Here is a 12,937-nt window from a genome sequence, read left to right as displayed (position 1 = left end):
AGTTTGATTCATTTACAGCAGATACCAGAGACCCGGGAACAGGTCCATGCCGAGAAAGTTCAGGGCATACAGCACCAGGATGACGATCATCGCTGAGAAGTCGATGCCGCCCATCGCAGGCAGAATACGGCGAACAGGTGCCATCATCGGCTCGGTTAACTGCACCAGCAGATAGTCGACAGGACCCCGGCCCTGGCTGATCCAGCTCATCAGGGAGCGAATAATAATCACCCAGAAGACCAGATAGCCGGCGGATTTAACCAGCGACAGCAGGCCGACCAGCAGATTGGTTGGGTCGACTGAGAAGACGCCCACCTGAATCAGCAATAAAATCGGGTATTTCAGCGTAGTCAGCACAAATGCCAGCAGCAGCGAGGCGGTATCTATCGGTCCCAGTGCCGGCAGTATACGGCGCAGCGGCTTAACAATCGGCTGTGTCACTTTTACGACAAACTGCGCCACTGGATTGTAAAAATCGCAGCGGGACCACTGCATCCAGATGCGTAACAGCAGCACCATGACGTAGAGATCGATCAGCGTTTTTACTAAAAACGTCAGTGTTAACATGAAGTTCCTCTGTTATTGTTGTGAGTTGTGCGCATAATCTCGTGCGCCAAAAATGGCGGTGCCGATACGCACCATCGTACTGCCTGCGGCGATTGCCGCCTCCATGTCATCGCTCATTCCCAGCGAAAGCGTGTCTGCATGCGGATAGTGCTGTTGCAGCTGCCGGAAGGCTTCCGCCATCTGCTGACACACCGCCAGCTGCCGCGCGTAATCACTCTCTGCTGCCGGAATCGCCATTAATCCGCGCAGCCGCAGTTGCGGCAGGGCAGCGATCTGCTCCGCCAGCCCGGAAACGGCCTCCAGCATGATGCCAGATTTGCTGTTCTCGTCACTGATATTTACCTGAATTAACACATTCAGTGGTGGCAGCGAAGCAGGCCGCTGATCGTTGAGCCGCTGCGCGATGCGCTGACGGTCAATGGTGTGACACCAGGCGAAATGTTCTGCCACCAGACGGCTTTTATTGGACTGCAGCGGGCCGATGAAGTGCCACTCCAGCTCAGGATGTGCGGCCAGTGCCTGGACCTTTTCAACCCCTTCCTGAACGTAATTTTCACCAAAGGCAATCTGGCCAGCGGCAAAGGCTTCTTCGACCGCGCTCGCAGGTTTGGTTTTACTGACTGCAAGCAGGGTAATTTCTTCTGGTGCGCGGCCGCAACTCGCGGCAGCAGCAGCGATTCGCTGCCGCACTTGCTGTAGGTTCTGCTGGATTGAGGTCATAGTCAGGAGAAATTATGAATCTGGATGAAATGGTGGGGCTTAGTGTAAAGCATAATGCCGCCGATCTGCACCTTTGCAGCGGACATTTGCCCTACTGGCGGCGGCAGGGAAGGCTGGAGGCGATGCCGCAGCAGTGCCCGCTTTCTGGCGCATGGATGGCGCAGTTTATGGCCCGCTGGCTCAGTGACCCGCAGCGTCAGGAGCTGGAGCGCGCAGGGCAGCTCGATTTCGCCCTGAGCCTGGCCGATGGTCAGCGTCTGCGCGCCAATCTCTTTATGCAGCGCAACGGCCTGTCACTGGCACTGCGCATCATCGCCACGGCATGTCCGACGCTGGAGAGCCTGCAACTGCCCGCCATTGTCCCGACGCTGCTGGAGCAGCAGGATGGGCTGATTCTGGTGACGGGTGCGACCGGCAGCGGTAAATCAACCACGCTGGCGGCGCTGGTCGATGCGCTGAACCGCCAGCAGGCGCGGCATATCATCACGCTGGAAGATCCGATTGAATTTATCCATCACAGCCAGCAGTCGCTGATACAGCAGCGTGAAATCGGCCTGCACTGCGGTTCGTTCTCGCTGGGGGTAAAGGCAGCACTGCGTGAAGATCCCGACGTCATCCTGCTGGGCGAACTGCGCGACAGCGACACTATTCGTCAGGCGCTGACTGCTGCGGAGACCGGCCATCTGGTGCTGGCGACGCTGCACACCCGTGGCGCAGCGCAGGCGGTGGATCGGCTGGTTGATGTCTTTCCGGCAGAGGAGAAACAGCTGGTGCGTACTCAGCTGGCGGGCAGCCTGAAAGCGGTAATTGCACAGCGGCTGGTGCCATCAGTTGCCGGTTCGCGCATCGGACTGTTTGAGGTACTGATCGCCACACCGGGCATCACCAATCTGATCAGAGAAGGCAAGATGCACCAGATCCCTGCGCTGTTACAAACCGGCGCACAGGCCGGTATGCAGACGTTTGAGCAGAGCAGGCTGGCGCGTCAGGCTGCCGGACTGATTGAGTGAGGATGTCAGTAATGGTTTTCGAACCAGTCCTGCAAAATGATGGCAGCAGACTGTGAGTCGACCGATCCTTTATTGAGCGCACGATAGCCGCCGCGTTCAAACAGGCCAGCACGCGCTTCTACCGTGCTGAGTCGTTCATCCTGCAGCTCCACGCGGATGCCAAAGCGCCCGTGCAGGCGGTTGGCAAATTTACGTGCGCGATCGGTCAGCGGCTGCTCGGTGCCATCCATATTCAGCGGTAATCCCACCACCACAAAATCGGGCTGCCACTCTTTCAGCAGTTTTTCAATTACCAGCCAGTCCGGGATGCCATCCTGCGCTTTCAGGGCGGTCAGCGGACGGGCGCTGCCAGTGAGTTGCTGACCTACGGCGACACCAATACTTTTGGTGCCGAAGTCGAATCCTAACAGAGTTTGAGTTGACATCAGGCGTGTCCGGCGTCGCTGGCCATGTTGTGAATATCGACGCCAATACTGCGCGCCGCTTCGCGCCAGCGCTCTGAAATCGGCGTCTGGAACAGGATGTTGCTGTTAGCGGGCGTGGTCAGCCAGGCATTTTCCATCAGCTCATTCTCCAGCTGATCTTTTTCCCAGGCGCAGTAACCCAGCGCTACCAGCACGTTAGTGGGCTGAGACGCCGTACCGATCGACTCCAGCACGTCACGGGACGTGGTGATGATCGTGTTATCTGAAACACGAATACTGGAGGTAAAGGTGCGTTGCGCGGAGTGCAGGATAAAGCCACGATCTTCCGCCAGCGGGCCGCCGGTAAACACCGGTTTATCCAGCTTGATCGCCGGATCGCGATCGTCAGCAGAGATTTTGAGCTTCTTCAGAATGCCTTCAACCGTCAGGTTTTCCATGGGTTTATTGATGATCAGTCCCATTGCACCCTCTTCGTTATGTTCGCAGAGATAGACCACGGAACGTTTGAAGAAAGGATCCTGCAATGAAGGCATGGCAATCAAAAAGTGATGTTGTAAATTCATTCTCACACGATGTACCAAAAAAATAACCGGCACGCGACGGCCGCACCGGTATTGGGTTGATCACGGAGCTTCGCCCCGGCGTCATGCTCAGCCCAGGCGCTTCTCAATGGCATCCATCAACATGCCGGTGATGGAGATCGGGAACGCAGCCTCAATTTCACGAATGCAGGTTGGGCTGGTCACGTTAACTTCAGTCAGTTTATCACCGATGATGTCCAGACCGACAAAAATCAGCCCTTTTGCTTTCAGCGTCGGGCCAACACGGCGCGCGATTTCCCAGTCGCTTTCGCTCAGCGGACGCGCTTCACCGCGACCACCGGCGGCGAGGTTGCCACGAGTTTCACCGCCCTGCGGGATACGCGCCAGGCAGTAAGGCACCGGCTCGCCATCGACGACCAGCACGCGTTTGTCACCCTCGGTGATCGCCGCAATATAATTCTGCGCCATGCAGAAACGGCTCTCATGCTCGGTCAGGGTTTCGGTAATCACGCCAAAGTTAGGATCATCTTTCTTCACGCGGAAAATCGACGCACCACCCATGCCATCCAGCGGCTTCATGATGATGTCGCCATGCTCCTGCCAGAAAGCGCGCAGCTGCGCTTTGCTGCGGGTCACCAGGGTGTCAGGCGTAAACTCGGCAAACCAGGCGGTGTAGAGCTTTTCGTTACAGTCACGCAGGCTCTGCGGTTTGTTCACGATCAGCGTCCCCAGCTCTTCAGCGCGCTCCAGAATATAGGTTGCATAGATGAACTCGGTATCGAATGGTGGATCTTTGCGCATCAGCACCACATTCAGGTCAGCCAGCGGGATCACCTGCTCGCTGCCGAACTGATACCAGTTCTCAGGGTTCTGCTCGACGGTCAGCAGGCGGGTACGGGCCGAGGCCACGCCACCGCGCAGGGAGAGATCGTGCATCTCCATGTAGTGAATTTCATAACCACGGCGCTGTGCTTCCAGCAGCATAGCGAAGCTGGAGTCTTTTTTAATATTGATGGACGAAATAGGGTCCATCACGATGCCAAGTTTAATCATTATTATCTCCTCGGTGAGGCGGCATTTACCGCCTCGTCTGGTTCGGTCTGCAGTGGGCCGATCGGTCAGGACATCATGCCTGCTCTCTTTCCGCTGAAAGTATCGCTTAACCCAGGTCGCCAAACCTCACCTGAAGTGCCGTAATGGCTGTCAGCGCGGTAGTTTCGGTACGCAATACCCGTGGGCCAAGCAGAATGTCAGTAAAATCGTGCTGCGCCGTCATCGCAATCTCGTCCGCAGACAAACCGCCTTCAGGGCCAATCAGCAACCTTACCCGCTCAACAGGCTGGGGCAGCGTGTTGATGCTGTGGCTGGCGCGCGGATGCAGATTAAGCTTCAGACCGCTATCCGCTTCTGCACACCAGGCTTCCAGCGTCATCGCTTCACGAATCTCCGGCACGCGATTACGGCCGCACTGCTCGCAGGCGGCAATAGCAATTTTCTGCCACTGCTGGATCTTCTTCGCCAGACGCTCAGCATCAAGCTTTACGCCACAGCGCTCGGAAAACAAGGGTGTAATGACATTCACGCCCAGTTCGATCGATTTCTGGATAGTGAATTCCATTTTTTCACCGCGCGACATCACCTGACCTAAATGCAGATGTAACGGTGACTCGCGATCGTCCGGCTGGCTCTCTGTGACCGATACTTTTACACGCTTTTTATCTACATGCGTGATCTCTGCTGCAAAAGTCAGATTAGTGCCATCAAAGAGTTCCAGACGCTGACCTGCCGTCATCCGGAGCACCCGGCCCACATGATTGGATGCATCTTCATCCAGGGTAATTTCACTGCCGATGCTTAATGGCCCGGCGTGATAGATGCGAGGTATACGCATAAGGTTCCTGAGACCGGACGCCGCGCTGCAGCGGCGTCATTGGAAAAAGAGCTAGTGTAGGGCAGGGATTTTAGCGCTGGCAAGCCTGCTGCACATAAGGATTGTGATTGCCCTGAACCTTTGCAATGCGCTGGTCGCGTTCGCACTCCCAAATTGTCACGGGATAGAGCTTGTTCCAGGCGGTAAACAGCTGCGTCTGCTGGCGCGAAATACGCAGATGATACTGGTCGCGCATATAGAAATAGGTGCGGGCAATGGCACCACGCGCCCGCGCAGGTGGCTCCGCCTGTTTGAGTTTAAAGTCGATCTTCATCTCACACTGGCCGTACTGCTGCTCGCTGCCGTTCCATTGACTGTAGGCGAAGTTGCCACGGTCGCCATTCACTTCACCCACCGCAGGCTGCAGGTTGTGCAGGTCGGTTTCGATGCGGCGGTAGTCGGGATCTTTGCTGCAGTTTTTACGACCGCCATCCTGCCAGCACTGGCGCTGATGACCAAACTCCCAGGCGGGCATCACATGTTCCCACTCAATGCGTGCGGCGCGATTGGCGTTTTTGCGCACCTGATAGCCACAGCTGTTGAGATCGGGAATCCCCTTTTTTCCCTGCCACTGAATCTTACAGCCACAGTAAAAAGAACCCGGTGCATCGGCGTTGATCGCCGCCGCAAAGGTTTTGGCCTGCTGAAAGTTATTTTGATGATAGTTATTCAGGTTGAGGGCGTCAGCGGCGGGCGCAAACAGCAGCGCAACCGCCAGACTTAGTATGCGAGACATATTCCAGATTTCTACTCAGTACGAAAAAGGGCGGCAGGGTAACAGAATGTGGAATAGGGCGGAATGGGGATTCTTCTCAGGACGCGACAAATTCACCCGCGATCAGCAGGCTGCCACAGTGCACGCAGCGATATTCACTCTCTTTGCGCAGTATACGATTGTGGCGGCGCACGGTCAGCTGATGCTGCTGGCACTGACAGCGGTAAGCAAAGGTGTTGCTGCGCACGGATGCGATCTCAAACTGGTGAGTACGCCGTGCCGGAACGCCCAGCACCTGCTCCATCATCCACTTCCACTCTTTGCCGTGCGGCGCAACGCGACCAAATTGCTTCCAGACCAGCAGATGCGCCAGCTCATGCGGCACTACTTCATCGATAAATGCCTGCTGGTTTTCCAGCAGCAGCACAGGATTGATGCGAATTTCCCAGGACGCCAGCCAGGCGGTGCCCGCCGCCGTACCACGCTGCTGGTAGAGCAGCTTCGGTTCCGGATAACGAGTTTTCAGCGCCTGATTCGCACGTTCAAGCGACTGGCGCAGCGAGCGCATTACGGCCTGCTGCAGGGCAATGGGGAGACGAGGCGTTTTCATGGCGCTCAGAATAATCGCCGCCGCGCAGGAACTCAACGTCGCCAGCGACAAGTGTGATTCTGGCTGGGGGAAAATTTCTGGTTTAAATATTGTTATGGGCTTTTTTAGAATATTCTATTAATGAGATTCACCGCAGAGTGGATGGATGAAAAGCGAACGGCACAGGGCATGGATAAACCAATGAAAAATAATGATAACGTCAGGAAACAACGGATTGTGCTGGTGACGGATCTGATGGCCGGTCGTGGTGGGATGGAAAATGTGACCGGTCAGTTGATCACGGCCCTGAATGCGGAACCCGGTACCGAAGCAGGGCTGTTTATTATCAACAGCGGAGAGGAGAGCCACTCCCGCGCCTGGACCGCCAATGCTGTTCTGGCTGAGAGCGTCTGCACGCTGCGGAATAAGAAAATAAAAAATCTTATTCATACGCTGAGAATGGCCGCCTTCTTTCGTCGTTATCAGCCCGATCATGTCCTGACCCTCAACACCATTCCCTGCCTGATGACGCGCCGGGCAATCACGCTTTCAGGACGTAAAATCGTATTGTCGAGCTGGATGCACCTGCCTCCGCGTGAACGTTATCGTCCCCATTATCTGCTGCGGGCCGATCACCATTTTGCGATCAGTAATCAGATTAAAGAGCAGCTGGTGGAACTGGGCGCACGCGCCACTGACGTTGACGTGATCTATAACCCGATCAAACGCAATGACACGGTAATCGGCAGACCCCAGGCGCTGAAGTTTCTCTATATTGGTCGCGTCCATTATCAGCGGCAGAAACAGCTTAAAGATCTGTTTGATGCCCTGCAGCAGCTGGATGCGCCCTGGACACTGGAGATAGTGGGTGACGGGGAAGATCTGACGCAATGTCAGCACTACGTGACGCAACTCGGCATCCAGGATCGCATCACCTGGCATGGCTGGCAGGAGAATGCCTGGGAGTATGTCATCCGCCATATCAGACAGGTCACCTGCCTGGTCATGACCTCTAACTTCGAAGGCTTCCCGTTGATCCTGCTTGAGGCGATGTCACGCGGCGTCTACTGTGTTTCATCCGACTGTATCAGCGGCCCGGCGGAAATTATTCAGAACGGTATTAATGGTCAGCTCTATCCCACCCATGACAGCATGGCGCTGGCCGCGATTCTCAACGCCATGAGCGGGGATTTCTACTTCCCCGATCATCAGGCTATTAAAGCGAGCATCACCGGTTTTTATGAGGAAAATTATATGAAGCACCTGATGAGTGTGTTTAACCGCCTTACTGAGGTTAAGCATGACGAATAAAATCAGTCGCAATGGATTAACGTTAATGGTTAATTTTTCAGTTATTGCGCTCTGCCTGGCGCTGTCGCTGAATATGTTTGTTACCGGCCTGCCGCAAAAAATATTCTATCTGGTCTCTTATCTCTCTGTCGCGTCCGTGCTGTATGGCCTGGTGCGCAGGCGGGTGGAGTTTAAAGAGAACGGTTTTTATATCGCCCTGTTTGCTGTGCTGATTATCTTTGCCCTGATTCGGCTGTTCTGGGCGATTCACGTGAAGGGGATCGAAACCGCGCCCTCAGGCGATGCCATCACTAATATGGGCAACTATCTGCTGGGGGCGAAGCGGCTGTTGATGGGTGCCTTTGTGCTGCTCAGTCTGGCTGTTTATGGGGATCGGGTCTCCCTGACCACGCTACGCGTCGGAAAAGGGCTCATCCTTATCGGCCTGCTGATTACGCTGGGCTTTGGTATCCACGAGCATCTCTACACTGAGAATATCCGCATCAAGCTCACCACCGAAGCCGCCTCCATGTCCTCCTACATGATTCTGTTTATCTATTGTGCCTGGCTCTGGCTAAGCCGCTATGAGACGCACGCTTACTGGAAGGTGGCCGATATCGCTGTGCTGGCAGTGACCTTTGCCTTGCTCTACCTGTGCGGCACCCGTGTGACCCTGATTGCGCTGATTGCCGTGGGGCTACTGTTCCTGGTGCAGACCTACCGGCTGTCGCTGCTGACCAACTGGCGGATTAGCGCTCTGCTGGTGGGCGTAATGGCGGTGCTGATTCTGATGACCAGCAACCGCTGGGTAGAGGGAGTGCAGGATATTGAGAACTTTGGTTCAAACAGTTCGACCTCGCTGGGCGCACGTGTCGCCATCTGGGGCGGGGCGGTCAACTTTATTGAGCACCATGGCGGTTTTGCGACGCCGGATGCGCGCACCACTGAGGCGCGTCAGTTCATCACTGCGCACTATCCTCTCAATGTTGAAGGCTTCACCAACGTTAAATACAACATGCACAACGAGTTCCTCGAGGTGACGTCATTGCAGGGCTGGCTGGGTACGGCGTCGCTGGCGCTGCTCTATCTGACGGTGCTGGCGGGCTGGCTGAAGAAGTGTGACCTGCGCGGCGTGGCGCTGCCGATGGTGGCACTGTTTACCACCGGACTGACCGATTCGGTGCTGCCCTATAATCAGACCGCGACCATTTTCATTATGGCACTGGCGCTCTGCTGCATACGGCGGCCCCTGCCGGTAACGCGGGTAACCACAGCGTAGTGGGGCGTTGAACAAATAAAAACGGCGGGGTTTCCAGAGAAACCCCGCCGTTTTTTTTACCGCGTTTTGTACCGGGTAAAGTTAGTCGCGTGAACCGATGTCGCGCAGTTTTTTACCTGCCATCAGGTTACGTTCGATGTGTTCCAGCGAGACGTTTTTGGTCTCAGGGATCAGCATCACCGTCAGCAGAATGAAGAACAGGTTAAGCAGTGCGTAGACCCAGAAGGTGTTCGCATTGCCCAGCGTATTCAGCATCGTCAGGAAGGTCGCACCCACGATCATGTTCGCGATCCAGTTGGTAGTGGTGGAGACAGTGATACCGAAATCGCGGCCTTTCAGCGGCTGAATTTCGGAACAGAGTACCCAGATCAACGGACCGGCTGACATCGCAAAACCGATGATGAACATCAGCAGCATACCTACCGCAAAGTACTGCGCGCCCGGCGAGTGAATGCCGAAGTGCAGCATCGTACCCAGAACGCCCATACCGGCTGCCATCACCATAAAGCCCAGAATCAGGGTAGGTTTACGACCCCAGCGATCCACCAGGCCAATGGCAATAAAGGTCGCCAGTACGTTAACCAGACCCACAATCACCGTGCCCCACATCTGCTGGGTGGTGTTGGTGAAGCCCGCGATTTCAAAGATTTTTGGCGCATAGTACATGATGACGTTCATGCCGGTAAACTGCTGCATCACCTGCAGCAGGATGCCGAGATAGACCGCACGACGGAAGTGGCTGCTGCTGGTGAACAGACCCCAGCCAGACTGTTTGATCTTCAGGCTTTCACGGATCTCTTCCAGCTCACGTTTTGCCTGCTCGCTGGTGTCACGCAGACGATCCAGTACGCGTTGTGCATCGCGGAAGTTGCCTCGTGCCGCCAGCCAGCGTGGGCTGTTTGGCAGGAAGAAAACGCCGACCAGCAGCAACAGTGCCGGAATAGTGATGATGCCCAGCATCCAGCGCCAGTTGCCGGTAAAGCTGAACGCCGTATCGGACAGGTAAGCACCAAGAATACCGATGGTGATCATCAGCTGATAAAGCGAAATCATACTGCCGCGAATTTTTTCCGGAGCGATCTCAGAAAGATAAAGCGGGGCAGTATAAGAGGCGATACCGACTGCCAGACCCAGCAGAACGCGGGCGCTGATCAGCATTTCCGGGTTTGGCGACATCGCCGACCAGAGTGAACCGATAACGAACAGAATCGCACCGGCCATCAGGCTTTTTTTACGGCCCAGGCGGGATGACATCCAGCCGCTGCCGATAGCACCGACCGCCGCACCAAACATCATGGAACTGACGATCCACTCCTGCTGATGAGGGGTGACATTAAAGTCCTTTGCGATAAACGGCAGAGCACCGGCGATAACGCCGATATCCAGACCGAACAGCAGACCCGCAAGGGCCGCCAGAAAGCAGACAAATAAGGTCATCGCCTTATTTGAAGTTCTGCTTTTGTGTGTATTGCCAGGCATTTTAGCCTCCAGGTTTATCCATCATTGTTTTTATCAATGTTAAAAAACCTTTTGCGGGAAAAAAGTGAGCCTGATCACATCAGTGTAATCGCTTACACACGCTGAAACCCTGAAATTCAGCATATTTTTCCCGGAAAGATTAATTAACCAGTGAGGTATAGCACTCATTAAGTTTCTGACAATGCTCTATTTACTGGCTATCAGACGACGCTGAAAATAACGCATTTTCAGCAGAATAACTACGTGCGTTAATTCCTAAATATCGGATAAACAAAGCATTTCAATTTGTAATCGTTAACATTTAGTCGTCAGAAAAAGCGAAAAGAAGTGTAGCTGAGAACTGAAAATTTGCTGCAGAGAGAAGAAGATGTCGGGCAGATGCGTTTTTTTGTCGTCACGCGCTCACCAGAAATTGCGCTGGCCTGTTCGTTCAGAAGGGTAGCGGGAGCAAAATTGCTCCGGTTAGCAATGGGGCTGAAAAGGCAATAAAAAACCCTGCCGCAGTGGCAGGGTTTTTATCAGCAGCCGGTAACCTTACAGGCCAGCCGCTTCACGCAGCAGGGCAGCTTTGTCGGTTTTTTCCCATGGGAAATGTTCACGACCAAAGTGACCGTAAGCTGCGGTCTCTTTATAGATTGGGTGCAGCAGATCCAGCATCTGGATCAGACCATATGGACGCAGGTCGAAGAACTCGCGCACCAGCAGCGTCAGCTGTTCGGTAGAGATTTTCTCGGTGCCGAAGGTTTCCACCATGATAGAAGTGGGTTCAGCCACGCCGATAGCGTAGGAGACCTGGATTTCACAACGGTCAGCCAGGCCGGCCGCTACGATGTTTTTCGCCACGTAACGTGCCGCATAGGCTGCAGAGCGGTCAACTTTAGATGGATCTTTACCCGAGAACGCACCGCCACCATGACGCGCCATGCCGCCGTAGGTGTCTACGATGATTTTACGACCGGTCAGACCGCAATCGCCCATCGGGCCGCCGATCACAAAGCGACCGGTTGGGTTGATGTGATATTTGGTCGAGGCGCTCAGCCACTCTGCGGGCAGAACCGGCTTGATGATCTCTTCCATCACCGCTTCCTGCAGATCTTTCTGGCTGATAGATTCAGCGTGCTGAGTAGAGAGCACAACTGCATCGATGCCCACGATTTTGCCATCGTCATACTGGAAAGTGACCTGGCTCTTGGCATCCGGGCGCAGCCACGGCAGGGTGCCGTTTTTACGCACTTCAGCCTGATGCTGTACCAGACGGTGCGCATAGGTCACCGGCGCAGGCATCAGCACGTCTGTTTCGTTAGTGGCATAGCCGAACATCAGGCCCTGGTCGCCCGCGCCCTGTTCCAGCGGATCGGTACGGTCAACGCCCTGATTGATATCCTGAGACTGTTTACCAATCGCGCTTAATACCGCGCAGGAGTTGGCGTCAAAGCCCATATCGGAATGGACATAGCCGATTTCACGTACGGTTTTACGGGTGATCTCTTCGATATCAACCCAGGCGCTGGTGGTGATTTCACCGCCAACCAGCACCATACCGGTTTTAACGTAGGTTTCGCAGGCCACGCGCGCTTTAGGATCCTGTTCAAGGATCGCATCCAGCACAGCATCGGAGATCTGGTCGGCGATTTTATCGGGATGTCCTTCTGATACAGACTCGGACGTAAAAAGGTGTTTAGCCATTCTGTTCTTTACCTTAAATATGGTTTGAGTACGACTGCATAGCGCCAGTGAGGTGGTCTGACCTGACGCCCCTTCAGGCAAAGCCGCGAGCAGTGAGGTTGTGTCAGCACAGCAGGCCAACACCGCCTGGATAGTAACCTGTTTAGATGGAAAACCATCTGGACGGCTATTTTAGGATAGAGGGTAAACCAATTACCAGCCCTTTTTCTGTTTCAGCCTTTAACCTGTCTCTGTTATCGGCATAATTTGCTGACGCTACACGCAATTCCCCGATAATATTTTTGCATTTTACGGCTGTAAACTGTATAAAACGCCGCTGCTTTGATAGCAGCAGCAAGGATGACGCCACTGTTTGCGTCGCGCCTGTCAGACTCTGGTCTGGCTTTCACCCAGGTTGTTTTCCATGTGCCCCTGGCATATGCGGAGGTGATACAAGTAATGAACCACGCTTTTTCTTCTTCCGGTTCTCTGCGCTGCGGCGCTGCGCTGGCTCTCTCCTGCCTCCCATCTGTTTCTCTTTCCTGCCGACGCGATGTCCGATGCGGTAATTTTACCGACACAGGCGCAGGCTAATCTTTATCTCTGCTCGATCGGTTTTGTCTCTTCTCTGCGTTCGCGCAGCGGAACGACGCAGGTTATCCATGGTCAATACAGATCAGTTAAATGTTCTCTGTTTAAACGGAGATGGCCCGGGTGTTTTACACT

13 protein-coding genes are annotated in these 12,937 nt (G+C 54.7%); 3 read left to right on the top strand and 10 right to left on the bottom strand.

Annotated features, from left to right (window positions below; translation table 11 throughout):
* Nucleotides 1-12: 12 nt before the first annotated feature.
* Nucleotides 13-567: a YggT family protein gene (locus tag PAG01S_RS09340; protein ID WP_010248879.1), complete on the bottom strand. Its 555-nt coding sequence runs from the start codon at nucleotides 565-567 to the stop codon at nucleotides 13-15.
* 12 nt (nucleotides 568-579) lie between these two features.
* Nucleotides 580-1,287, bottom strand: coding sequence for a YggS family pyridoxal phosphate-dependent enzyme (locus tag PAG01S_RS09335; protein ID WP_010671071.1), 708 nt, complete (start codon nucleotides 1,285-1,287; stop codon nucleotides 580-582).
* Nucleotides 1,288-1,301: 14 nt separating this feature from the next.
* On the opposite strand from PAG01S_RS09335, the gene PAG01S_RS09330 reads away from it, so the two are divergent.
* Complete coding sequence (locus PAG01S_RS09330) at nucleotides 1,302-2,297, top strand: type IV pilus twitching motility protein PilT (protein WP_062758392.1); 996 nt, start codon at nucleotides 1,302-1,304, stop codon at nucleotides 2,295-2,297.
* 5 nt (nucleotides 2,298-2,302) lie between these two features.
* Here the strand turns inward: PAG01S_RS09330 and ruvX are convergent, their stop codons facing one another.
* The 6 genes from ruvX to PAG01S_RS09300 all read right to left on the bottom strand — a co-directional run bounded on the left by ruvX (nucleotide 2,303) and on the right by PAG01S_RS09300 (nucleotide 6,519).
* Nucleotides 2,303-2,722 (bottom strand): Holliday junction resolvase RuvX, encoded by a 420-nt coding sequence (gene ruvX, locus PAG01S_RS09325; protein WP_003853387.1) that lies wholly within the window; start codon nucleotides 2,720-2,722, stop codon nucleotides 2,303-2,305.
* Nucleotides 2,722-3,285, bottom strand: a complete 564-nt coding sequence (locus tag PAG01S_RS09320) for a YqgE/AlgH family protein (RefSeq protein WP_010248870.1) — start codon at nucleotides 3,283-3,285, stop codon at nucleotides 2,722-2,724. The genes ruvX and PAG01S_RS09320 overlap by 1 nt, the downstream gene beginning before the upstream one ends.
* An 87-nt stretch (nucleotides 3,286-3,372) precedes the next feature.
* On the bottom strand, nucleotides 3,373-4,317 hold the full coding sequence (gshB, locus tag PAG01S_RS09315; protein WP_010248868.1) for a glutathione synthase: 945 nt from the start codon (nucleotides 4,315-4,317) through the stop codon (nucleotides 3,373-3,375).
* A 106-nt stretch (nucleotides 4,318-4,423) separates the two neighbouring features.
* Nucleotides 4,424-5,155, bottom strand: a complete 732-nt coding sequence (rsmE, locus tag PAG01S_RS09310) for a 16S rRNA (uracil(1498)-N(3))-methyltransferase (RefSeq protein ID WP_010248866.1) — start codon at nucleotides 5,153-5,155, stop codon at nucleotides 4,424-4,426.
* A gap of 70 nt (nucleotides 5,156-5,225) precedes the next feature.
* A complete protein-coding gene (gene endA, locus PAG01S_RS09305) occupies nucleotides 5,226-5,930 on the bottom strand; it encodes a deoxyribonuclease I (protein ID WP_031594098.1) in 705 nt (234 codons plus the stop codon).
* A 76-nt stretch (nucleotides 5,931-6,006) separates the two neighbouring features.
* Nucleotides 6,007-6,519: a SprT family zinc-dependent metalloprotease gene (locus PAG01S_RS09300; protein WP_010671067.1), complete on the bottom strand. Its 513-nt coding sequence runs from the start codon at nucleotides 6,517-6,519 to the stop codon at nucleotides 6,007-6,009.
* 141 nt (nucleotides 6,520-6,660) lie between these two features.
* Between PAG01S_RS09300 and PAG01S_RS09295 the strand changes: the two genes are divergently transcribed.
* Both PAG01S_RS09295 and PAG01S_RS09290 read left to right on the top strand, forming a co-directional pair.
* Nucleotides 6,661-7,809, top strand: coding sequence for a glycosyltransferase (locus PAG01S_RS09295; RefSeq protein ID WP_052061765.1), 1,149 nt, complete (start codon nucleotides 6,661-6,663; stop codon nucleotides 7,807-7,809).
* A gap of 25 nt (nucleotides 7,810-7,834) precedes the next feature.
* Complete coding sequence (locus PAG01S_RS09290; protein ID WP_010671065.1) at nucleotides 7,835-9,067, top strand: O-antigen ligase family protein; 1,233 nt, start codon at nucleotides 7,835-7,837, stop codon at nucleotides 9,065-9,067.
* Nucleotides 9,068-9,148: 81 nt separating this feature from the next.
* Here the strand turns inward: PAG01S_RS09290 and PAG01S_RS09285 are convergent, their stop codons facing one another.
* Both PAG01S_RS09285 and metK read right to left on the bottom strand, forming a co-directional pair.
* The gene (locus PAG01S_RS09285) at nucleotides 9,149-10,546 is read right to left on the bottom strand and encodes a sugar porter family MFS transporter (RefSeq protein ID WP_010248855.1); all 1,398 of its coding nucleotides are present in this window, start codon (nucleotides 10,544-10,546) and stop codon (nucleotides 9,149-9,151) included.
* 534 nt (nucleotides 10,547-11,080) lie between these two features.
* The gene (gene metK, locus PAG01S_RS09280; protein WP_062758390.1) at nucleotides 11,081-12,232 is read right to left on the bottom strand and encodes a methionine adenosyltransferase; all 1,152 of its coding nucleotides are present in this window, start codon (nucleotides 12,230-12,232) and stop codon (nucleotides 11,081-11,083) included.
* Nucleotides 12,233-12,937: the final 705 nt, after the last annotated feature.

It is taken from the genome of Pantoea agglomerans NBRC 102470, assembly GCF_001598475.1.
Classification (GTDB): domain Bacteria; phylum Pseudomonadota; class Gammaproteobacteria; order Enterobacterales; family Enterobacteriaceae; genus Pantoea; species Pantoea agglomerans.
The sequence above is the reverse complement of the archived record's forward strand: the minus strand, read 5'-3'. Positions and strand labels throughout refer to the sequence as shown.